Source organism: Paraburkholderia gardini (assembly GCF_907164545.1).
Classification (GTDB): Bacteria; Pseudomonadota; Gammaproteobacteria; order Burkholderiales; family Burkholderiaceae; genus Paraburkholderia; species Paraburkholderia gardini.
This window is the reverse complement of the sequence record NZ_CAJQZB010000038.1, coordinates 40,293-62,316: the sequence shown is the minus strand read 5'-3', so window position 1 is coordinate 62,316 and position 22,024 is coordinate 40,293. Positions and strand designations below refer to the sequence as shown.

Annotated in this window: 18 protein-coding genes and 1 pseudogene; 16 read left to right on the top strand and 3 right to left on the bottom strand. The window is 62.9% G+C overall.

Going from position 1 to position 22,024, the window contains the following annotated elements; all coding sequences use genetic code 11:
• Window positions 1-105: 105 nt before the first annotated feature.
• From LPA37_RS22600 to LPA37_RS22575, 6 genes and pseudogenes are all read left to right on the top strand, one after another.
• Window positions 106-357: pseudogene (locus tag LPA37_RS22600) on the top strand (integrase core domain-containing protein); the annotation flags it as partial.
• Between the two features lie 487 nt (window positions 358-844).
• Window positions 845-1,978: a branched-chain amino acid ABC transporter substrate-binding protein gene (locus LPA37_RS22595; protein ID WP_229013774.1), complete on the top strand. Its 1,134-nt coding sequence runs from the start codon at window positions 845-847 to the stop codon at window positions 1,976-1,978.
• A gap of 84 nt (window positions 1,979-2,062) precedes the next feature.
• A complete protein-coding gene (locus LPA37_RS22590) occupies window positions 2,063-2,965 on the top strand; it encodes a branched-chain amino acid ABC transporter permease (RefSeq protein WP_229013773.1) in 903 nt (300 codons plus the stop codon).
• A gap of 3 nt (window positions 2,966-2,968) precedes the next feature.
• Window positions 2,969-3,961 (top strand): branched-chain amino acid ABC transporter permease, encoded by a 993-nt coding sequence (locus LPA37_RS22585; protein WP_229013772.1) that lies wholly within the window; start codon window positions 2,969-2,971, stop codon window positions 3,959-3,961.
• Window positions 3,962-3,963: 2 nt separating this feature from the next.
• Window positions 3,964-4,815, top strand: a complete 852-nt coding sequence (locus tag LPA37_RS22580; protein WP_229013771.1) for an ABC transporter ATP-binding protein — start codon at window positions 3,964-3,966, stop codon at window positions 4,813-4,815.
• Window positions 4,812-5,525 (top strand): ABC transporter ATP-binding protein, encoded by a 714-nt coding sequence (locus tag LPA37_RS22575; protein ID WP_229013770.1) that lies wholly within the window; start codon window positions 4,812-4,814, stop codon window positions 5,523-5,525. Before LPA37_RS22580 ends, LPA37_RS22575 begins: the two co-directional genes overlap by 4 nt.
• A 179-nt stretch (window positions 5,526-5,704) precedes the next feature.
• On the opposite strand, the gene LPA37_RS22570 is transcribed toward LPA37_RS22575, so the two are convergent.
• Window positions 5,705-6,727 carry an amidohydrolase family protein gene (locus tag LPA37_RS22570; protein ID WP_229013769.1) on the bottom strand — a complete coding sequence of 341 codons (1,023 nt, stop codon included), beginning with the start codon at window positions 6,725-6,727 and terminating at the stop codon, window positions 5,705-5,707.
• A gap of 112 nt (window positions 6,728-6,839) precedes the next feature.
• On the opposite strand from LPA37_RS22570, the gene LPA37_RS22565 reads away from it, so the two are divergent.
• From LPA37_RS22565 to LPA37_RS22535, 7 genes are all read left to right on the top strand, one after another.
• Window positions 6,840-8,084 (top strand): acyl-CoA dehydrogenase family protein, encoded by a 1,245-nt coding sequence (locus LPA37_RS22565; RefSeq protein WP_229013768.1) that lies wholly within the window; start codon window positions 6,840-6,842, stop codon window positions 8,082-8,084.
• A gap of 13 nt (window positions 8,085-8,097) precedes the next feature.
• Entirely contained in the window at window positions 8,098-9,024 is a 927-nt protein-coding gene (locus tag LPA37_RS22560) for a VOC family protein (RefSeq protein WP_229013767.1), read from the top strand.
• On the top strand, window positions 9,021-9,518 hold the full coding sequence (locus tag LPA37_RS22555; protein ID WP_229013766.1) for a flavin reductase family protein: 498 nt from the start codon (window positions 9,021-9,023) through the stop codon (window positions 9,516-9,518). Before LPA37_RS22560 ends, LPA37_RS22555 begins: the two co-directional genes overlap by 4 nt.
• A 75-nt stretch (window positions 9,519-9,593) precedes the next feature.
• The gene (locus tag LPA37_RS22550; RefSeq protein ID WP_229013765.1) at window positions 9,594-10,850 is read left to right on the top strand and encodes an MFS transporter; all 1,257 of its coding nucleotides are present in this window, start codon (window positions 9,594-9,596) and stop codon (window positions 10,848-10,850) included.
• A gap of 21 nt (window positions 10,851-10,871) precedes the next feature.
• Window positions 10,872-11,735 (top strand): fumarylacetoacetate hydrolase family protein, encoded by an 864-nt coding sequence (locus LPA37_RS22545; RefSeq protein ID WP_229013764.1) that lies wholly within the window; start codon window positions 10,872-10,874, stop codon window positions 11,733-11,735.
• A 90-nt stretch (window positions 11,736-11,825) separates the two neighbouring features.
• Window positions 11,826-12,959: an amidohydrolase family protein gene (locus LPA37_RS22540; RefSeq protein WP_229013763.1), complete on the top strand. Its 1,134-nt coding sequence runs from the start codon at window positions 11,826-11,828 to the stop codon at window positions 12,957-12,959.
• Between the two features lie 48 nt (window positions 12,960-13,007).
• Window positions 13,008-14,468, top strand: coding sequence for an aldehyde dehydrogenase family protein (locus LPA37_RS22535; RefSeq protein WP_229013762.1), 1,461 nt, complete (start codon window positions 13,008-13,010; stop codon window positions 14,466-14,468).
• A gap of 21 nt (window positions 14,469-14,489) precedes the next feature.
• Here the strand turns inward: LPA37_RS22535 and LPA37_RS22530 are convergent, their stop codons facing one another.
• A complete protein-coding gene (locus LPA37_RS22530; RefSeq protein ID WP_229013761.1) occupies window positions 14,490-15,104 on the bottom strand; it encodes a MarR family winged helix-turn-helix transcriptional regulator in 615 nt (204 codons plus the stop codon).
• A gap of 170 nt (window positions 15,105-15,274) precedes the next feature.
• On the opposite strand from LPA37_RS22530, the gene LPA37_RS22525 reads away from it, so the two are divergent.
• From LPA37_RS22525 to gorA, 3 genes are all read left to right on the top strand, one after another.
• Entirely contained in the window at window positions 15,275-16,402 is a 1,128-nt protein-coding gene (locus LPA37_RS22525) for a porin (protein WP_229013760.1), read from the top strand.
• Window positions 16,403-16,449: 47 nt separating this feature from the next.
• Window positions 16,450-17,238 carry a glutathione S-transferase family protein gene (locus LPA37_RS22520; protein WP_324251902.1) on the top strand — a complete coding sequence of 263 codons (789 nt, stop codon included), beginning with the start codon at window positions 16,450-16,452 and terminating at the stop codon, window positions 17,236-17,238.
• Between the two features lie 79 nt (window positions 17,239-17,317).
• A complete protein-coding gene (gene gorA, locus LPA37_RS22515; RefSeq protein ID WP_229013758.1) occupies window positions 17,318-18,712 on the top strand; it encodes a glutathione-disulfide reductase in 1,395 nt (464 codons plus the stop codon).
• Between the two features lie 162 nt (window positions 18,713-18,874).
• Here gorA and LPA37_RS22510 read toward each other — a convergent pair whose 3' ends face one another.
• Window positions 18,875-22,024 (bottom strand): error-prone DNA polymerase, encoded by a 3,150-nt coding sequence (locus LPA37_RS22510; RefSeq protein ID WP_228978026.1) that lies wholly within the window; start codon window positions 22,022-22,024, stop codon window positions 18,875-18,877.

Here is a 22,024-nt window from a genome sequence, read left to right as displayed (position 1 = left end):
GGCTTTTTTATGCCTTGATTCTTGCTGTCTTGTTGAATCGCAGTATGGCTGTACAAGCGCTGGCTTGACGCTAGCGCTTTTTAAAACGAATTGTTCAGGGCCGACTACGGCATGCGCTCGTCGATGAGTCGGCGCGGCGACTGCTGGGTCAATGCACCGACCGAAAGCCTGTGGGGTTCGTTGAAAGTTGCACGCCTGCATGGCCGACACTTCGCGACCCGGCGTGCGGCAATGGATGAAATCGTCGACTGGCTTGGCTTTTATAATTCGCGCCGGCTACACTCGACGCTCGACTACGTCAGCCCCATGACGTTCGAGAAAAACTGGTTCGCCGCTCAACCGGGGCGAGCCGCATAAATCTCTCAGCTATGGGATTCGCGAAACAGGGGCAAGCTCACATTTTCGTTGGTCATCAGGAGCCCCGCATTGAGCTTCGCAACGATATTGTCCTAATCATCAATTCGCCAGTTACGCAGGCCTTCCACCGACGTGACAGCGCCCTTCGGCCATATCAGGGTTTATATCTAGCGAATCCCGGACTATGCAGAAATGCTCATCCGCCACGGGCAGGAAGCACAAGACACCGGACTATCGTCCCTATATTGTCCGTGACAGTATCGATTGCGCTCGCAAACCTTGTCTGGCTATCCTTTGTTCGCTACCGCAGGTTTCACTGCATGACCCGAAAGGTTGCGCCTTACGATGAGACGCGAGAGACGGGGATGCCCCAGTTGACGGCGAACGGTCGCAATGATCCGTTCACGGGGAGGTGTCGTGAAGCAAGCCGATGCATCCGAGAAAAACAGCTGTCGCATGCCATGGATTCAGATCAGGAGACTAGAAGATGAAACTGCTGACAAAGCTTTCCGCAATTTCCGCTGTTACGCTGGCGTTGGGAATGGGGGCCGCGCTCGCCGCGGACGGCCCGGTCAAGATCGGCGTGCAGGCGCCGATCACCGGGGAATACGCCGGTGAGGGACAAGGCATCGCGAACGGCGTCAAACTGCTGGTCGAGCAGCAGAATGCCGCAGGCGGCCTGCTGGGCCGCAAGATCGAGGTGGACGTCTGCGACGATGAAGGCAAGCCGGCCCAGGCCGCGATCTGCGCCCGCAAACTGGTCAACGACGGCGTGATCGCCGTGATCGGCACTTACACCAGCGGCGCCGCGCTTGCCGCCGCACCGATCTATTCCGCCGCCAACGTGATCCAGACGTCCGACGGCACCAGCGACGAACTCACCCAGAAAGGCTATAAGACGTTCTTCCGCAACGCACCGCCGAACAGCGCGGAAGCGATCTTCACCGCGGAGTATCTGGTCAAGGCGATGCACTACAAGCGGATCGTCGTGCTGAGCGACCATTCGAGCTATGCCACGGGTCTCGCCGACAGCGTCCGGCAGGCGATCAAGGACGCGGGCGGCAACGTCGTCACGAACGATTTCATCACGGCGGGCACGCAGGACTACAGCGCCGTGCTGACCAAGCTGAAAGCCGACAATCCAGATGTGCTGTATTTCTCCGGCTACTACACCGACGGCGGCCTGATTCGCGCCCAGATGGTGCAACTCGGCATGAAGGCCGCGTTCGTCGGCGGCGACGCCAACCAGAACGCGGCGTTCGCGAAGATCGCCGGCAATGCGGCGCAGGGCGCGACCATCATCAACGTTCCCGCACCGGAGAACCTTGCTTATCCGGAAGCCAGGAAATTTCTGGCCGATTACGTCAAGGCGTACGGTTCGGCACCGCCGAGCATCTACACGTTCACCAATGCCGACGGCCTGCGTGCGGTATTCGCCGGTATCAAGGCCACGGGAAGCACGGACACGGCGAAGCTGATTCCGTGGCTGCACACCATGAAAGGCTTCAAGGGCCTGACCGGACCGTTCTCGTGGGACGCAAAGGGTGAACGGATCGGCAGCCCGATGGTCGCTTTCGAGGTGCAGTCCGACGGCAGCTACAAGACGACCTATCCGAAGTAATCCGACAGACCTGCGGCATCGCGCTAAAAAGAGCGCGGTGCCGTCACGTCCGCGCTGTGCTGGTATTGCCATGGAAGGAGACCGATGAGTTCCATCTTGCAGCAACTCATTAACGGGTTGACGGTCGGCGGGATATACGCGCTGATCGCACTCGGCTATACGATGGTCTATGGGGTGCTGAAGCTGATCAACTTCGCCCACGGCGATCTTTGCATCCTGGGCGCTTTCATTGGCCTGACCACGTTGACAACCGGCGCGTTCGCCGGCTTCCCGACACCCGTGCTGCTGGCGCTTGCGTTCGTGATTGCCGTGATCGTGGTCGCCGTCACCGGCACGCTGCTGGAGCGGCTCGCTTACCGGCCGCTGCGCCGCGCGCACCGCCTTTCGCCGATGGTTTCGGCGCTCGGTGCGTCGATGCTGATCGAGAACGGCATCATGCTGATCTGGGGGCCCAATGTCCGCGTGTTCCCGAACAATCTGCTGCCCGACAAAACCTGGCATATCGCAGGCGCGTATCTCGGCTTCGTGCAGTTGCTGATCATGGCCGGTGCGTTTGTTTTGATGGTGGCGCTGTATTTCTTCGTGCATCACACCCGCTTCGGCACGGCGATCCGCGCCGCGGCGATCGACCAGGATGCCGCGCGGCTAATGGGCATCAACGTCAACCGCGTGATCGCGACCGTGTTCGTGATCGGACCGGCGCTCGGCGCGGTCGGCGGCCTGTTCGTGGGCCTGTACTATCGGCAGGCCTACTTTACGATGGGATGGTCGTACGGCCTGAATGCGTTTATCGCCGCGATTATCGGCGGGATCGGCAATATCCCCGGCGCGATGCTCGGCGGGCTGCTGCTTGGCCTCTTCAACGCGTTCGCGGCCGGCTACGTGTCCAGCTCATGGCAGGACGCCATTACGTTCGCACTGCTGATCGCGATTCTGCTGGTGCGGCCGTCCGGCCTGCTGGGCGAGCGCGTCGCAGAAAAGGTATGAGTCATGGATAACCACACTAACCACGCGACTCACCCCCCAGAGACGCCGCCGTCGTCGACGGCCCTGCCCGCGTCCCGTGCCAGCAAATGGTTGCGCTATGCCGGCCCGGTGCTCTGGTGCATCGGCCTGCTGCTGCCGGTCGCGCTGTCGCCCGCGTGGGTGACGGTCGGCGGGGTTTTCGCGATCTATGCAATCGTCGCGCTGTCGCAGGACATCGTGCTGGGACGCGCTGGCATGTACGACATGGGACATGCGGTGTACTTCGGCATCGGCGCGTACATCACCGCGATTCTCGCCCCCACCTTCAACTGGCCGATTCTGTTGACCGTCCCCGTGGCTGTCGTGATCGCCGCCGCGATCGGCGCGCTGTTGTCCGCGCCGATCGTCAAATTGCGCGGCGACTATCTGCTGGTGGTGACGATCGGCTTCAACGCCATTTTCGTGCTGGCAATGAAGAACAATCTGTTCGGCCTGACCGGTGGGCCGGATGGAATCTTCGGCGTTAGCGGTCCCACGCTGTTCGGCCATTCGTTCGATAGCCAGAGCGATCTGTTCTACATGAACTGGGTCGCGCTGGCGCTGGTGCTGTGGCTGATGCGCAACCTCGATCGTTCCGCGCTCGGCCGCACGTTCCGCTACCTGAAATACGATGAACTGGCGGCAACCACGCTCGGTATCGACTCGCGCAAATACAAGGTTGCCGCATTCGCGCTGGGCGCCGGATTCGCGGGGCTTGCCGGCGCGCTGTTCGCGATGCAACTGTCCGCGGTCAGCCCGGGTTCGTTCCAGTTCACCGATTCGGTGACGCTCTTTGCGATCGTGCTGGTCGGCGGCCAGGCGTCGGTCCCCGGCGTGCTGCTGGGCACCGCGATGATGTTTGTCGTGCCGCAGATTTTCACCGACCTCGCCCAATATCGTTACCTCGCCTTCGGCATCGCCATGATCGTTGTCATGGTATTGCGGCCGCAAGGCATCTGGCCGACGCGCAGGATTTGACCATGACCATCGCTGTTTCTCCGGCTGCTGCGCCAGCCGGCCCCGAGACCTTGCTGGAGCTGGATCGCGTCGGCATCAGCTTCGGTGGCCTGCGCGCGGTGGACAATCTGGGTTTTCGCGTCGAACGCGGCCAGATCGTCGGCCTGATCGGGCCGAACGGCGCCGGCAAGACGACCGTCTTCAATCTGATCACCGGCGTCTACAAGCCGACCGACGGGCAGATCCGCTGGCGCGGCGAGGACGCAACGGGCCTGTCGCCGCACCGCATCGCGAGGCTTGGCATTCGCCGTACCTTCCAGACCATCCGTCTGTTCGCGGACACGTCCGTGCTCGAGAACGTCATCGCGGGCGAACATCTGCGCATCCGCCAGAAATGGTGGCAAGGGCTGCTGAATACGCCGTCGCAGAGACGCGAGGAAGCGGAACTGGTCGAACGGGCGATGCAGGTGCTCGAACGGCTCGATCTCGCCAGCGTCGCGCATGAAAATGCGACTTCGCTGCCCTATGGCGCGCAGCGGCGCGTCGAGATGGCACGGACGCTCGTGGCCGAGCCGGAGCTGGTCATTCTCGACGAGCCGGCGGCAGGCCTGAACGAATTCGAATCGGCCGGCCTGAACGACACGATCCGCGCGATTCGCGATGCGGGCGTGACGGTGATCCTGGTCGAACACGATATGAGCGTGGTGATGAACGTGACCGACCACATCGTGGTCATCAATTTCGGCAAGAAGATCGCCGAAGGCAAGCCCGCGGAGATTCGCAGCAACCCGCTCGTGATCGAAGCCTATCTCGGTCAGGATGACGAAGAAGATCCGTTGATGCAGGCAGTACACCAAGGACGCGTGAGCCCATGAGTCACCTGCTGGAGATCGAAGACCTGCACGTCGCCTACGGGCATATTCAGGCGCTCAAGGGCATTTCGCTTCACGTTGCCGAAGGCGAGGTGGTGGCGATCCTGGGCGCGAACGGCGCCGGCAAGACCACGTTGATGCGAACGTTAAGCGGCCTGCTGAGCCCAAAGGCCGGCAAGGTTACGTTTGCCGGTCAGGAAACGACGCGCCTCGGCGCCGACCGGATCGTGCGGCTCGGTATTGGGCAATCGCCGGAAGGGCGGCGCGTGTTCGGCACGCTGTCCGTCGTCGAGAACCTGCGGCTGGGAGGCTTCACGCGGCCGCCTGCGGAAATCGCCAAAAGCTGTGAATACGTGTATGAGGTCTTTCCACGGCTTTACGAACGGCGCACGCAGCTGGCCGGAACCTTGTCCGGTGGCGAGCAGCAGATGCTGGCAATCGGCCGCGCGCTGGTCACCAAACCTCGCCTGTTGCTGCTCGACGAACCGAGTCTGGGTCTGGCGCCGCTGATCGTGAAGAACATCTTCCAGGTGCTGCGAGCCGTGCGCGATACGGGCGTGACGATCCTGATCGTCGAGCAGAATGCACGCATGGCGCTCAAGCTGGCCGATCGCGGCTATGTGCTGGAAGTGGGCCGGCTGCGGCAGGAAGGATCGTCGCAGGAACTGTTGTCGTCACCGGAAATTCAGGCGGCGTATCTCGGGCACGGTTGATCGGCGGCCGGGAATGGTTTAAGGCCGGGCGGACTAAATACGCTTAACGGCACAGGAAAAGTCTGTTCGAATCGTGCATGCGAATGGACGCAGAAAAAAAGCCGGCGCTGGTAGCCGGCTTTTGCGTTACGGGGACGTCGAAAGCCAGCGCATCCGCGCATGACGAATCACCTATACGCTTAAACGAGCCCCAGCCACCTCGCGGCATTGCGCCACCGCAACGCTTCCTGCACCGCGTCGCTTAGTCCCAGCGATGCCACACGTCCCGCCGGATCGGCGTCCATGATCGCAAACGGATAGTCGGTGCCGATCATCAGACGGTCGTCACCCACTGTATCGACAAGCGCGCGAATCGCCGTGGCGCTGTACAGCAGGTCGTCATAGTAGAGCCCACGTGCGGCTTCCATCGGCGCGACCGGGATGGCTTCGCGCAACCCGCGCTGACACTCCCACGCGAACTGCATGCGCGGTAGCAGCGTCTGGATCGCACCGCCGCCATGGCTGAGCGCGATGCGCAGGCGCGGAAACTTCGCCAGCAGGCCGCCGGTGATGATCGAAGCCGCGGCAAGACCGATCTCCCCAGGAAACGCGACGATCTGTTCGAGCGACGCCGGTCCCACCAGTCGATCCATACCCGTGGGCCGCAGCGGATGGACGAAGATCGCTGCGCCGCAGGCCTCGGCGGCCTCGAAGAAAGGCCAGAAACGCGGATCGCCGATCGGCACGCCGCCCATATTGCTGCCCACCTCGATACCGGCCAGTCCCAGCGGGCCGACGGCAAATTCGAGTTCACGGATCGCGCAATCGATGTCCTGCAAGGGCGCGGCGCCGAGCGCGCTGAACCGCCCGGGTTCCCGCGCCACCATATTCGCTAGCGTCTCGTTCAGATAGCGCGACAGCATCGCGCCGTCTTGCGCATCCAGCCAGTACGACAGCAGCTCCGGCATGGGGGACAGCACCTGCCGCCCGACGCCGAGCCGGTCCATATCGGCGCGCCGGACGTCGACATCCCACGCCTGACTCGACACTGTTCGATACACATTGCCCGAAATGACCACATGCCGGTGACACAGTTGCGCCTCGCGCATCGACGGCCACGGCGCATCCGGGCGGCTGCCGATACAGGCCGGGAAATCGTGCGGGACGACATGGGTATGGATGTCGATGCAGCCGCAATGTGACGGCTGAAGACGTGTGTTCATTCGGGTATCTCCTGATCTCGGAAGCGGCGCATAAAGGTTGCAAAACCAACCATTCCAGGTTTTAATTCGAGCACGGATTGGTTGCTTTTGCAATAGTTTAGGAGACTACAGAATGACATCTACCCCAGGCGTCGGGGAACGTTCGGCCTTATCGCCCATCATTGTTCGCGCCGATCACGACCCGTTTGCGCGCTTGCTCGATGCCGCCGTTGAACTGCGCGCCGTCGTTGCAGCGCGCGCCCGCCAGACCGAACAGGACCGCCGCGTTTCGGCCGACGTCACGCAACTGCTCAAGGAGTCGGGTCTCTACCGGGTCGTGCAGCCGCGCCGTTTCGGCGGTTACGAACTGGGCCTCGAGGCATTGCGCCGTCTTTCTTTTGAAATTGGGCGCGGATGCACATCGACCGGCTGGTGTTATGGCCTGAGCGCGGCGGCGTCGTGGGTGCTCGGCATGTTCCCGGAGGAAGCGCAGCACGACGTGTGGGGCAACTCGCCCGACGCGCTACTCGCCTCCTGCATCGCACCGACCGGCAAGGCAGTGCCGGTCGACGGCGGTTACCGGTTGAAGGGCCGCTGGAGCTTCGGCAGCAACAGCGACAACGCGCAATGGCTCGCGCTCGGCGCAATGGTCGAGCAGCCGGAAGGCGTCCCGCCGCAGCCGATTTTTCTTCTCGTGCCGCAGGGCGAATACCGGATCATCGATACGTGGCACACGGTTGGTCTCGCGGGCACCGGCAGCAAGGACATCGCGATCGAAGCCGAGGTGTTCGTCCCGGCGCATCGCACGGTGTCGTTTTCGAGTGTCCTCGAACAGGAAGCGCCGGGCGCGGATATTCACGCGTCGACGCTGTACCGCGTGCCTTTCCTGAGCGGCTTTCCGCCGCTGCTGGCCAACCCCGCGGCGGCGGCGCTGCGGGGCGCGATCGACGAATTCGTCGCGAGCATTGCCGCGCGCGCCACGCGCGGCGCTTTCACCGGCGGCGGTGCTTCGATTTCCCAGTTCAGCCACGTTCAGTCGGCGGTGGCACAGGCGGAAGCGGCGGTCGATGCCGCGCAACTGATCCTGCAGCGCGATCTGCAGCTGGTCACCGATCTGGTCAACGCCGGCGAGAAACTGAGCGTCGAGCAACGTATCACCTTGCGGCGCGGCCATGCCTGGTCGGTGCGCCTGTGCGTCGAGGCGATCAACGCGCTCTACGACGTCGTGGGCGGTACCGGCATCCAGCTGGACAACGGCATCCAGCGCGCCTGGCGCGACATCAATGCGCTGGCCCATCATATCAGCGTCAACTGGCAGGCGGTGTCCACGATGTACGGACAGATGCGCCTCGGCTTGCCGCCGCGCGGCCAGTATTGAAGGAGACAGGACGATGGTCCGATACCGGAAACTGGGGCGCGTCGAGCTCAACGTGACCCAGCTGGAAAAAGCCCGCCGTTTCTACGAGGAGGTGGTGGGGCTGCAATACGTCGACACCGGCGCCGATGGCGGAATACGGCTGCGCTGCGATCAGGAACATCATGGTGTCGTGCTTTACGAAGCGCGTGAAGCGGGATTGCGCTGCGTCGGCTTCATGCTGGAGGACGTCGCGCAGTTCGAGCCGCTGATTGAGCGTCTCACCCGCGCGGGTCTTTTCGTGCACGAAATCGATCCCGACACCTGCTGCTCGCGCGCGCAACTCAGGGCTGTGCGGGTATTCGAACCGCTCGTTGGCGCGACAGTGGAGTTCTATGTGCCGTCGCCCGATTCCGCGCGTCCGTTTCAGCCGACGGTTGCGCGCATCCAGCGGCTTGGGCACGTCGTGTTCAACACGCCCGATGCGGCGCGCGCCGTCGAATTCTGGCGCGACGTGCTGAATTTCCGGGAGTCGGATGCGGTCGGCGAGTTCATCACGTTCATGCGCTGCTGGCCGAACCCCTGGCACCACGGCATCGGCATCGCGAAGTTCGAGCGCCACTGTCTGCATCACGTCAACTACATGGTGACGGAGATCGATGACGTCGGCCGGGCATTGTCGCGCCTGAAGGCCGCCAGCTCGGACGTGGTGTTCGGTCCGGGCCGGCATCCTGCCTCCGACAGCGTGTTTCTGTACTTCCTCGATCCAGACGGCCTGACGATGGAATACAGCTTCGGCATGGAGGCGTTCCCCGAAGCGTTCCCACGCGCGCCGCGGCGCATCGAGCCATCGCCGCTTTCGTTGGACTACTGGGGCTCCACGCGCGATCCACGCTGCTTCACGGGCGCGGGCGCCAATGCCGCGCCTGATTTCATCGCGGAAAAAACCGGGGAAAAAGCATGAGCACGCCATCTGTCGATAGCCGCGAGTTGCGCAACGCGCTAGGGCGCTTCGCCACTGGCGTGTGCATCGTCACGACCCGCACCGCGGACGGCCGCAAGGCCGCATTGACCGTCAATTCGTTCTGTTCCGTTTCGCTCGATCCGCCGCTCGTCGCGTGGTACCTGAACGACCGCGCCCCGAGCCTGCCGGTGTTCAGGGCGTCGGACTACTTTGCGGTGCACGTCCTTGCCGCCGACCAGCAGCATCTCGCGAGTCACTTCGCGCGACCCTCGGAAGACAAGTTCGCCTCCTTCAGCGAACGCATCGAAACCGGCCTCGGCGACGTGCCAGTGATCGGCGACACGCTGGCCCGCTTCGAATGCCGGCGAGCCGCCATCGAAACGTACGGCGATCACGTGATGATTCTCGGTCACGTCGAGCGCTTTTCTTACGGCAGCGAATCGCCGCTGCTGTTCCATGCTGGACGCTTCATCGAGCACAGCACCGCCGCATGACAACGCGGCGGAATCCGCCCGCAGTGGCGCCGCAGAACCGGATAACAAAAGCAACTGGAGACAATCGTGCGAGGTATGTTTAGAAATCGATGGTGGATCGTGTTCGGCTCGGTCCTCGGACTGATCGTCGGCAACGTGACGGTGCTGCAGTTTTCGGCTTCCGTATTGATGAAGCCCATCATGGCGGAACTCGGCTGGAATCGCAGCATGGTGTCTGCCGCCGTGCTGCTCGGCTCGGTCTTCGCTGCGGTCGGCACGCCCATCGCCGGCAAGCTGATGGACCGCCACGGCATCAAGCGGGTCACGCTCGCCGCCATCACGCTGTTTGCGCTCGCCATCGCGGCTATGTCGCTGGTGCCGGGCATCCCGGTGGTGTTTCTCGCGATGTTCTCGGTGGTCGGGCTCTTCAGCGCGGGGCAGGCGCCGCTGCCGTACGCCAAGGCGATTGCCGCGGCATTCGACCGGCGGCGCGGTATCGCAATGGGCATCGCGATGACCGGCGTGGGACTGGGCGCCGCGCTCGTGCCCCGCCTGACGCAGTTGTATCTCGACCGGTTCGGATGGCGCGGCGCCTATGTCGCGGTCGGCATGACGGTGTTCGTGATCGCTTTTGTCGCCGTCGGGCTGTTTGTCGGCGACGCGGACGGTTTGCCTCGCACCGCGGCGGCCCAGGCGCACGTTCGCGGCTTACCCGGCATCGACGCGCGCACGGCCTTGCGCAGCCCGCATTTCTGGATGCTCGCCGTGGCGTTCTTCTGCATACCGATCGTCGCCAACGGAACGATCGTGCACCTCGTGCCCCTGCTGACCGACCGCGGTATTCCCGCCAGCCGGGCGGTGGTTGTGTTCTCCGCCATCGGGGCGTCGCTGATCGTCGGGCGTCTGCTGTGCGGTTTCCTGCTCGACCGGTTCTTCGGTCCTCACGTCGCGATCGCGTTTGTCGTGCTTCCGGCGCTAGGCGTCGTGACGCTGCTCGCGAGCCGAGACCCTCTGCTCACGACGCTCGGCGCCGTGCTCATCGGTCTCGGCATGGGCGCGGAGGTCGACCTGATCGCGTATCTGCAGAGCCGCTACTTCGGTCTGCGCGCGTTCGGACAGATTTACGGCTACCTGTTCGCGGTATTCACCATCGGCAGCGGCCTTGGGCCGTTCGCGATGGGCGCCGCCTACGATGCCACCGGCTCCTACCGTCCCGCGCTGATCGCCTTCGTCGCCGTGCTGGCGTGCGCTGCGTGGCTGCTGCTGCGGCTGCCGCGCCGCTATCCGTTTCCCGTCATGGCTCACCGCGAGGAGCAGGTCAACGAAGACCCGTCTCCCGCGAGCCTCGCATAACCCTTTCTTCTTCAATCACTCATGAAACTCGTTACCTACAGGCATAACGGCAGGATCTCGATCGGCAAGGTGGACGGCGATCAGGTGATCGATCTGCCGCGCAACGATGCCGCGTTGCCCGACACCATGCTGGGGCTGCTGCAGGCCGGATCCGATGCAATCACGCGCGCCCGCGCCGTGCGCGGCGACCATGCGGTGCCGCTCGCGCAAGTCGAACTGCTCGCGCCGCTGCCCAATCCGTCGAAGTTCCTCGCGATCGGCATGAACTATCGCAAGCACGTGGAGGAGGCGGCGAGAGTCGGTGTGGCGACGCCACCGACGCAGGTCTGGTTCAACAAGCAGGTTTCCTGCATCAACGGTCCGTTCGGCGACGTGCATCTGCCGGCCGTATCGGACAAGCTCGACTACGAGGTCGAGTTGTGCGCGGTGATCGGTCAGCGTTGCAGGCACGTGAAGCGCGAGGAGGCCGCCACGTTCATCGCCGGCTACATGGTGTGCAACGACGTATCGGTGCGCGACTGGCAACTCGCCACGCAGACCATGACGATCGGCAAGTCATTCGACACCTGTGGTCCCACGGGGCCGTGGATCGTCACGCCCGATGAGATCGGCGATCCGCATGCGCTGCGTTTGCGGATGTGGGTGAACGGCGAGCTGCGTCAGGACGACGAGACCGGCTCGATGATCCACGACGTCTACGCGCAGGTCGCCCACCTCTCGACAGCCTTTACGCTCGAACCGGGCGATCTGCTGGCGACCGGGACGCCTTCAGGCGTGGGCGTCGCGATGAGTCCGGCGAAGTACCTGCGCGTCGGCGACGTCATGCGCGCTGATATCGACGGCATCGGGACGATCGAGAATCGCGTCGTCGCCGAGCCTGTCTGATACCCGCGCCCGTCGACGCGCATGCCGGGTCTCGGGGGTAACGGGGGAGTCGCCGCGATGGGCATCAATGCATTCAACTCAGGAAGAGCCATGCATCAGGAAAACAACGAACGCAATCTGGAGACCGGCCGTGCTGCAAGGCCCGCACGCCGCAAGCTGGGAATGATGATGGCGGGCCTGCTCGCGAGCAAGGTCGTGCCCGGCATGGCTCAAACGGAAAAGGGAACCACGGGAAATGCGGTGGTCGCGTCCGCCGCCCTCCAGCGCATCGACGTGCATCATCACTTTCTGCCGCCGGTGTTTCGCGAAACAATGGGCGAGGCGGCCATCGGCGCACCCGCGCCGAATCGTGTCGCACCGCAGTGGCGGGTAGCCGATTCGCTCGCCGTGATGGACCGTCACGGCATCACGACAGCGGTGGTGTCGGCACCGCCGCTATGGATGCCCGACATGGCGAAAACGCGAACGCTCACGCGCGCGTGCAACGAATTCTCGGCACAGATGGTGGCTGATCATCCCACCCGTTTCGGCACGTTCGCCGCATTGCCGCTGCCGGACGTCTCCGCGGCACTCAAGGAGATCGACCATGCATTCGACGTCCTGAAGGCGGACGGCATCGGTCTGATGACGAACTACGCCGATCGCTATCTGGGCCATGCGGACTTCGCGCCGGTATTCGACGAACTCAACCGCCGCAAGGCAGTGGTCTATGTACACCCGACCTCCTGCAGTTGCAGCCGCAGCCTGTTGCCCGACGAACCGGATTCGCTGATCGAGTTTCCGCACGACACCACGCGTACGGTCGCGAGCCTGCTGTTTTCGGGAACGTTCACGCGGTGTCCAGACATCCGTTTCATCTTCTCGCATGCCGGTGGAACCGTGCCGTATCTCGCAACCCGCATGGCGATGCTCGGCTCGATCGACAAGGGCCTGGCCCCGCACGTACCGGGCGGCGTGATGCCGATCCTGCGCCGTCTCTACTACGACACGGCGATTTCCGCGAACCCCATGTCGATGGCCGCGCTGCTCAAGCTGGTCACGCCCGCCAACGTGCTGCTGGGCACGGATTTTCCGTTCGTCCCTGAGCACGGCATGGAGGCAACCCTGGCAGGCCTGCGCGATGTCGGTTTCAGCGACACGGAACTGCGCGCGGTCGAAGGGGGCAACGCCGCGCGCCTGCTCGATCGCGTCGCCCGTGACGGTGCCCGCACGGCCGCGGCCTGACCAGGCTCGCTCGAACAATCGACCTTTGTTGAAACAGGAGAGCCTGCCATGTCAGCAGTACCTGATGCGCAGCACTGGATCGCAGGCGCGTGGCGCAGCGATGGCCCGCGCCGCGCGAGTATCGATCCGGCGACGGGAGACGTGATCGGCTATTTTCACGACGCGCCGGAGCAGACCATGCAGGCGGCGATCGACGCCGCCGCCGACGCATTTCTGCGCAGTCCATGGCGAAGCGACGCCCATCTGCGCTCCACAGCCTTGAGCCATCTCGCCGACGCGTTCGAGGCCCGGCTCGATGAAGTCATCGACACGCTTTGCATGGAGAACGGCAAGATCCGGCCCGAGGCGACCTTCGAGGCGTCGCTGATTCCGCGCGCGCTGCGCTTTGCCGTCGGCCTTTCGATGCACAACTTCGGGCGCGTGCTGGAAAGCCGGCCGGGCCAGCAGGCGATGTCGATCCGCGAGCCGGCCGGTGTCGCCGGTCTCATCATCCCGTGGAATTCGCCGGCGTACCTGTGCATCCGCGCGCTGGCGCCGGCGCTGGCCGCGGGCTGCAGCGCCGTCATCAAGATGCCGCATCAGGCGGCGCAAACGGCGGCGCTGCTCGGCCGCATCATCGAATCCGTGAGCGATATTCCGCCGGGTGTCGTGAACATCGTCATCGAGTCCGGTGCCGATGGAGCGCGGCGGCTCGTCGACTCGCAGCAGGTGCCCGTCATCAGCTTCACGGGCAGCACCTCGACCGGGCGCGCCATCGCTCGTGCAGCGGCGGATCGCCTCAAGCGCGTCGGGCTCGAACTCGGCGGCAAGACCCCGCATCTGATTTTCGAAGACGCCGATCTGAACGCCGCGCTGCCCGTGCTCGAAAAATCCTGCACGGTCTTCGCAGGGCAATTCTGCATGACCGGTAGCCGCATTCTCGTTCACCGCAAGGTTGCGCAAGCGGTCACGGAAGGGCTTGCCGAACGCTTGCGCGCCGTGCGCGCCGGCCCGGCGCGCGACCCGTCCAGCCAGATGGGCCCGCTGATCGACAACGCGGCGGTGGCGCGGGTGAACGCGGCCGTCGAGGCAGCGATTGCCGCTGGCGCGCGCGCTGTCGTGCGTGGCGGTCCACCGGAAGATCCGGCGCTCGCGGGCGGCGCGTTCTATCTGCCCACGCTGCTCGAGATCAGCGATCCGGGCCTGCCGATTGTCCGCGAAGAGACGTTCGGGCCGGTGCAGACGTTGCAGATTTTCGATACCGAAGAAGAAGCCATCGAGATGGCCAACGACAGCGACTATGGACTCAGCGCGTGCGTCTGGAGCCGCGATGTCGATCGCCCGGTGCGCGTTGCGCGGCGCTTGCATGCCGGCCTCGTTTCCATCAATAGCTGGGCGAATCTCGCGGTCGAGTTCGAGGAGGGTGGATTCAAGGCGAGCGGCTCCGGGCGCCTCGGCGGCCTCGCTTCAGTGGAGGATTTTCTCGAATACAAGCAGATCACGCAGGACTTCGTGCCCCATGCGCATTGATGACGCAGGTCGCCGGCGCGCTCACCGGGACGCTTCGTCGCGTGCTTCGCGGCGGCGCACGCGGCGCGCGACAGTCAGCTTGCGATTGACGACGGAGGCGTCTTCGCAGCTGTCGACGAGGTTGGAAAAGACCGCCCGCAATGTCTTGAGCGTGATGGCGAGCTCACTGGCCGTGACGCCTTTCATGGACATGCGCTCGATCTCCCACGCGCGCGGAGCAAGTTCGGCGACGATCGCCGCGCCTGCGGGGGTGATCGAAAGATGAATGTTGCGGCGGTCGGCCGGCGATTCGCTGCGCTGGATGTAGCCCTTGGTTTCCAGCGCGCTAACCGCGCGCGACAGATAGGACAGCTCGGAGCCGGTATGACTGGCGAGGTCGGACAGCGTCTGGTGATCTTCGTGACGCAACGCCGCGAGCACGCGCCACGTCTGCAGGTTGATGTTGTAAGCCTTCAGGTCGTCGCTGAAGCGGGCCGCGATGATGCTGGCAGCCCGGTTGAGCAGATAGCCGACCGAGTGATCCAGATCGTGGTCGGGGCGCTCGGCCGGCAACGGCTGATTCCTCGAAACCGGCGCGGCCTGACTGGCGGCGGCGCGCACGCGGGGGGCGCGCGAAGGGGATACGGATTTGGGCATGAGTGGCTTCTGATGCTGCAAAGTCGAAACTGAATGATAGCTTAAGCAACCGCCATAAAGAATCAGAATTCCTGTGTCGCCTGTTGCGGCGCGGGGTACAAGAATGCCGTACCCGGAAAGCCGCATTCAGTCGGCACCCGGGGCCGGCACAATAAACAACAGGAGACGGCATGAAACATTCACTTTTCCTCGGACTGGCCCTTTCATCGATTAGTTGTGCGACATACGCCCAGAGCGTCACACTGTACGGCGTGGTCGACACGGGTGTCGAGTTCGTCAATCACGTTGGCGCGCAAGGTCAGACGCTCGCCCGCATGCCCGGCAACAGCGGCCTGATTCCATCGCGCTGGGGTCTGCGCGGCGTCGAGAACCTGGGCGGCGGTCTGCAGGTAGTCTTCGTGCTGGAAAACGGCTTCAATACGCGCGGCGGCGACATCAGCCAGGGCGGGCGGCTCTTTGGCAGGCAGTCATGGGTCGGGCTATCCAGCAACTGGGGCACGTTGTCGTTCGGCCGGCAATACACGATGACCACCTACGCGCTTGCGGACAACGAAATCTCAGGGCCCGCGGTGTACAGCCTCGGCTCGTTCGACAATTATTTGCCCAACGCGCGCGCCGATAACAGCGTCGCTTACAAAGGACGTTTCGGTCCGTTCACGATCGGCGCGATGTATTCGTTCGGACGCGACTCGGCGGGTACCGGCAACTCGCCGGGACAGGGCACATGCGCGGGGCAGGTCGCGGGCGACTTCCAGCAGTGCACGAATCTGTCGGCGCTGTTGCGCTACGACGCCGGGCACTTCGGCGCAGCGGCCTCTTACGAGGAACAGCGCGGCGGCCAGAATGCGGGCTTCAGTTTCTTCGACGGGCTCGCGCCCGCGCCGCTCGGACGCAACGGCAAGGACATCCGCACCCAGCTCAACGCCTACGCGAAGTTCGGTCCGGTGAAGTTCGACGCGGGCTGGCTGGGCCGGCGCGTGGAACCGGGCGACGGCGGCCCCGCCTCGGTGCGTTCCGATCTGTATTTCGCGGGCGTGTCGTATCTGGTTACGCCTGCGTTCCGGGTGGAGGGCGAAGGCTTTCGCATGATCAACCCGCAGCATGACACGCGCGCCACCATGGCGATGCTGCGCGGTGCGTACTCGCTGTCCAAGCGCACGGCGGTGTATGTGCAGACCGCATATCTGATGAACAGCCGTCACGCCGCATACAACGTCAGCGCGGGCGGACCCGGCGCCACGCCGGGCGCGGGCATGAACCAGACGGGCGCGATGGTCGGCCTGCAGCACAGTTTCTGACCGGTCCCGCTTTTTTGCTATTTCTCGTCGCAATCTGAAAGAGGTAAATGATGGTAGAGCTATATCACTTCTGGAGCTCGGTCTGTTCCGTCCGCGTTCGCATGGCGCTTGAAGAAAAGCAGGTACCGTGGACAAGTCGATACGTCGATCTCTTCAAGTTCGATCAATTGCGTCCCGAATACCTCGCGATCAATCCCGAGGGGGTGGTGCCAACTCTTGTTCACGACGGCGAAATCATCTGCGATTCGGCTGTTATCAACGAATACATCGATGCAGCATTCGGCGGCGTGCGGCTCATTCCCGCGGATGCGCTCAAAGCTGCACGTATGCGTGGTTTTGTGCGGGCGTGCGAAGAGGGATTCGAAGCGATCGTCAAGCTGACGATGGTCAGGTACATCATTCCGAAATTGCGCAATCGCTGGGGCGACGAAGCTTTGCGTGAACAGGCGGCCCGCCGTCCGACAAAATTCCTTCAGGATATGCATTCGCGTGGCGTGCGCGGCGAGATCGGCGAAAAGGAGCTTGCAGAAGCAACTGCCAGAATTGAAGTGCTGCTGGATCACGTCGAAACGGCAGTTGTCCCCGGGCCCTGGATCGTTGGCGAGTTCTCGCTAGCGGACATCTGTATTGCGCCCTTCATGTTCCGGCTGTCGGCGCTGGGCGAGGAGCAGTTCTGGTCAGCTACGAAGCGTCCGAACATCCACGCCTGGTACACGGCTCTGGCGGCGCGCCCATCTTTCCGGGTTGCCACCTCGTGGCCCGACGAATCCGGAGGCGGATATGAAGAGGTGGGGCTCGCCAGCAAGACCGGTGGTCGACTGGCGGGTGCTGTATGAGTGCCGTGCAGTTCGCAAACTCTTGCGATGGGCGTCGTCACCGCCTTGCGACACCGGCTTGTCCGTCCCGGGTGCGATCATGCCGGAAATGAAGTTTGATCTGCTCGTGATCGGCGGCGGGTCCGCCGGTGTGCGCGCAGCACGGATCGCGGCCAGTCACGGCGCGCGGGTTGTCCTCGTGGAAGAACACAGACTGGGGGGAACCTGTGTGATCCGTGGCTGTGTGCCGAAAAAGCTGATGGTGCTGGCGTCCCGCTTTAGAGCCGAGTTCGAGGATGCAGCGGGCTATGGGTGGAAACTGGACGGGCACACGTTCGATTGGGGACGGCTCAAGCGTGCCATCGACCAGGAGGTTCATCGACTGGAAAAAGTCTACGAGAGCACGCTGAAACAGGCCGGTGTCGAGATAATTCAGGACCGCGCTGTCTTCGAGGGGCCACGCACTGTTCGCCTCGTGGGCAGCGGGCGGCAGTTGCAGGCGCAGCACATTCTTGTCGCTACCGGCGCGGTCCCGGCTGAACCGGATAACTATCCCGGTTCCCAGTGGGTCGCGAATTCCAACCAGCTATTCGAATGGGACACACAGCCTCGCCGGGTTCTCGTGCAGGGCGCAGGCTACATCGCGCTCGAATTCGCGTGCATCCTGCAACGGCTTGGATCGGAAGTGACCGTGGTCATGCGCGGGGCGAAGATCCTGCGAGGATTCGACGAGGACGTTCGTTCTCACCTTCAGTCCGCCTTGATCGAATCGGGTGTACGGATCGTCCCGGAGGCGAGGCTTGCGAGCATCGAGCGTCGTGAGAAAGAGGGCGCGCTGAGTGTGCGTCTTTCCAATGGCATGCAGTTCGAAATCGATGCCGTTCTCGGTGCCACGGGGCGTCGCCCCAACACTGCGTTTCTTGGCCTGGGCAACGCCGGCGTTCAGCTCGGCGAACGCGGTGCCGTGGTGGTTACCGCGCATTCGTGCACAAACGTCGACGGCATCTACGCGGTCGGCGACGTGAGCAACGCCGTGGCGTTGACTCCGATCGCGATCAGGGAAGGTCACGCGTTTGCGGATCGGGTTTTTGGCGGCAAAGAGGCATTGAGCTCATTTGCCTGCGTGCCAACCGCTGTGTTTACGACTCCGGAAGTCGGCGTCGTCGGACTTTCCGAGGAAGCTGCGCTGATCAGCGCGCCGGACGAAATCGACATCTACATCTCCCGCTTTCGGCCCATGAAGGCGACGCTGTCGGGTCGGGACGGAAAAATGCTGATGAAGCTGGTTGTACATCGACCGACGGGCCGTTTGCTGGGCGCCCACATGATGGGGCCCGAAGCGGCTGAGATGATCCAGCTTGTCGCCGTCGCCATGCAGGCGGACGCTCGCAAAGCAGATCTGGACGCGACGCTGGCTGTGCATCCGACAGCCGCGGAAGAATACGTCACGATGCGCGAGCCGACCCGGCGACACGGCGGTCTCACCCAGACTTAGCGAAACACCAGGGAGCCGACCGTCGACTGGCTTTTGCGCCTGTTGCTTACGTTCCGTGAGGGTCGTCTTGTTAGCATTTGTCGAACAGCGCGCCTGAGACACGTTCGCCCGTCAAAAATGCTTGCTGGAGAAGGAAACAGAGGTTCCTGACACCATGTCTGGTCAGCAAAAATTTCTGCTTGGCGCAGTCAGACCGCCAAGTAGATGCGACATGTCGATGAGACGTTGCGCGACGAGATGTCGTACCTCGCCTTCACACTGCCATACGCCAAGCACTCCGAGTAACGATGCGCCGAGGACTTCCTTGCGCTGCTGCTCAAACACCTTGGGCCATATGATGACGTTCACATTGCCCGTCTCGTCTTCGATAGTGATGAAGATGACACCCTTCGCGGTCTCCGGCCGTTGACGCATGGTGACGATGCCACAGGCGCGGGCCAGCCGGCCGCTCCGGTAAGTCTGCAGCGTTGAGGTCGGCATCAGTTTGCTGGCAAGCAACTGAGGTCGCAGAAGTTCAAGAGGATGGCGTCCGAGTGTCAGTCCCATGGACCGATAATCGCCGGCGATGTCTTGAGCTTCGGAAGGTGCACCCAGCTCTGGTGTTTCGTCTTCAACCTTCGCGACCGACAGCATGTCTTTGTCAGGCACGGAGGCAACCGACTGCCATAGCGCTTCGCGTCGATTGCCGGCAAGAGATGACAGTGCGTTCGCCGCGGCAAGCACCTGCAGGTCGTGACGGTCCAGCTGAGCGCGTCGCGCGAGGTCATTCACTGTCGTGAACCGCCTCACGGCTCGCGCATTTTCAATGCGCTCCGCGGCGCCGTCCCGCATGCCCCGGAGCAACGACAAACCAAGCCTGACGGCGGGCTTTTCAGCACCGTCCACGTGCTCAAGCGACGAGTCCCAACCACTTGTCGTGACGTCGACCGGCAGTACCTGGACTCCATGTCGCGTCGCATCCTGCACCAGTTGCGACGGCGAATAGAAACCCATTGGCTGGCTATTCAGCATCGCCGCAAGAAAGGCTTCCGGTTCGTGGCGTTTCAGCCAGCTGCTTGTGTACACGAGCAGTGCGAAGCTGGCGGCATGGCTTTCCGGGAAACCGTACTCGCCGAAACCGAGAATCTGCTGAAAGATGCCATCCGCGAATGTCTTGTCGTACCCGCGCTCGAGCATGCCATTGACGATGCGGTCGTAGTATTTATCCAGGCCACCCTTGCGCTTCCAGGCTGCCATCGCCCTTCGCAACTGGTCCGCTTCTCCAGCAGTGAACCCTGCGGCAAGAATGGCCACCTGCATCACCTGTTCCTGGAAAATCGGAACGCCCAGCGTGCGGCCCAGGGCAGTCTCAAGCGCTTTGCTGGGGTAAGTCACCGGCTCGAATCCCTGGCGACGCTGCAGATACGGATGAACGGCGCCACCCTGAATCGGTCCCGGGCGAACGATGGCAACTTCGATAACCAGGTCATAGAACGTGCGGGGCTTCAGTCGTGGCAGCATGCTCATTTGCGCACGCGACTCGATTTGAAATACGCCAACGGTATCCGCATGCGAAATCATGTCGTAGGTTTGCGGGTCTTCTGCAGGTATGTCCTGCATCTCGAACCGTTCGCCTCGCTGGTCTGTTATCAGGTCAAGTGCGCGGCGGATTGCCGACAGCATCCCGAGTGCCAGTACGTCAATCTTCAGCAGGCCCAGTGATTCGAGGTCGTCCTTGTCCCACTCGATGACCGACCGGTCCACCATTGCAGCATTTTCAACCGGCACGAGGCGCGTAAGTTTGCCCCGGCTGATAACAAATCCACCGGAGTGCTGGGACAGGTGTCTGGGAAAGCCAGGCAACTGCGACGCGAGAGACGCCCAGGCCTGAATCAGCGGAGTCTCCGCGTTCAGGCCGGACTCCGTAAAACGTTTGAGGAGGTCCTGTTTGCCATCAAACCATTGATGCCCCCTGGCCACGGCATCGACAATCTGCGGGTCGACGCCTAGTGCCTTGCCGGTCTCCCTCAAGGCGCCGCGGGATCGATACGTCGAAACGGCGGCAGCAATTGCCGCCCGGTCGCGACCGTATTTTTTGTAAATGTACTGGATTACCTCTTCGCGCCGTTGATGCTCGAAATCGACATCGATGTCCGGCGGTTCGCCACGCTCCTTTGAGATAAAGCGCTCGAAAAGCATATTGCCACGTGCAGGGTCAACTTCAGTAATACCGAGGCAATAGCAGATCGCCGAATTGGCGGCAGAGCCACGTCCCTGACACAGAATGTGTTGACTCCGTGCAAACCGCACGATGTCATATACCGTCAGGAAATAGGGTTCATATTGCAGGTCCGCAATCAGCTCAAGTTCGTGTTCAATCTGCCCCTGAACGTTGTGTGGAATGCCTGAAGGAAAACGTCGCTGTGCACCGGTATACGTCTCCTGCCGCAGATAGGTCGCAGGCGTGAATCCGGGTGGCACCAGTTCGTCGGGGTACTCGTACCGAAGCTCGTCGAGTGAGAAAGTGCAATGTGCGAGGATGTTGGTCGTCTCGCCGAGCGCGTACTCCGGATAGAGGTTTGCGAGTCGCAGCCGGGAACGCAGATGCTGCTCGGCGTTGGGTGCCAGGTCATATCCGCATTCGTGCACCGGCCTGCCCACACGGATAGCCGTCAACGTATCCTGCAACGGCTTGCGCGAGCGCACATGCATCACCACCTGGCCGAGCGCGACGACGGGTATGCGATGCCTGTTGGCAACGTATTCAACGGCACCGCGATGGATGTCATCCATCGCCCGTTGATGAAGCACGAGCCCACACCACGCACGCCCTGGAAATGTCTGGTCGAACCACTCAAGCTGTGCATCCAGAACATCCTCTTTCGTGGGAAAGTCGGGCACCAGTATCGCGAGGCAATCGGGCATGCCGCGCAGATGGCTGTTTTCCCGGTCGGGCCGCGACAGGTCCTGCGGCCTCAGCCGATACTGGCCTTTCGGCGCGCGTGTGCGGGCAAGCGTGATCAGCTCTGAGAGGTTCCCGTATCCCTCGCGGTTCTGGGCGAGGAGGATGAGACCGAACGCCGTTGAACCGTCGGCATTGACGAGCCGGAAGTACGACCCGATGACGAGCGGAAGCTTCGCTTCCTTGGCCGCAACGTGCGCCCGTACGATACCCGCAAGCGAGCATTCGTCTGTTATTGCCAGACCCGAGTAGCCGAGTTGCGCTGCGCGCCCGACCAGTTCCTCTGCATGCGAAGCGCCATGCAGGAATGAAAAATTCGAAAAGCAGAACAGCTCGGCGTACGCCGGCAGTGTGGAAAAGGTGGAATCCAT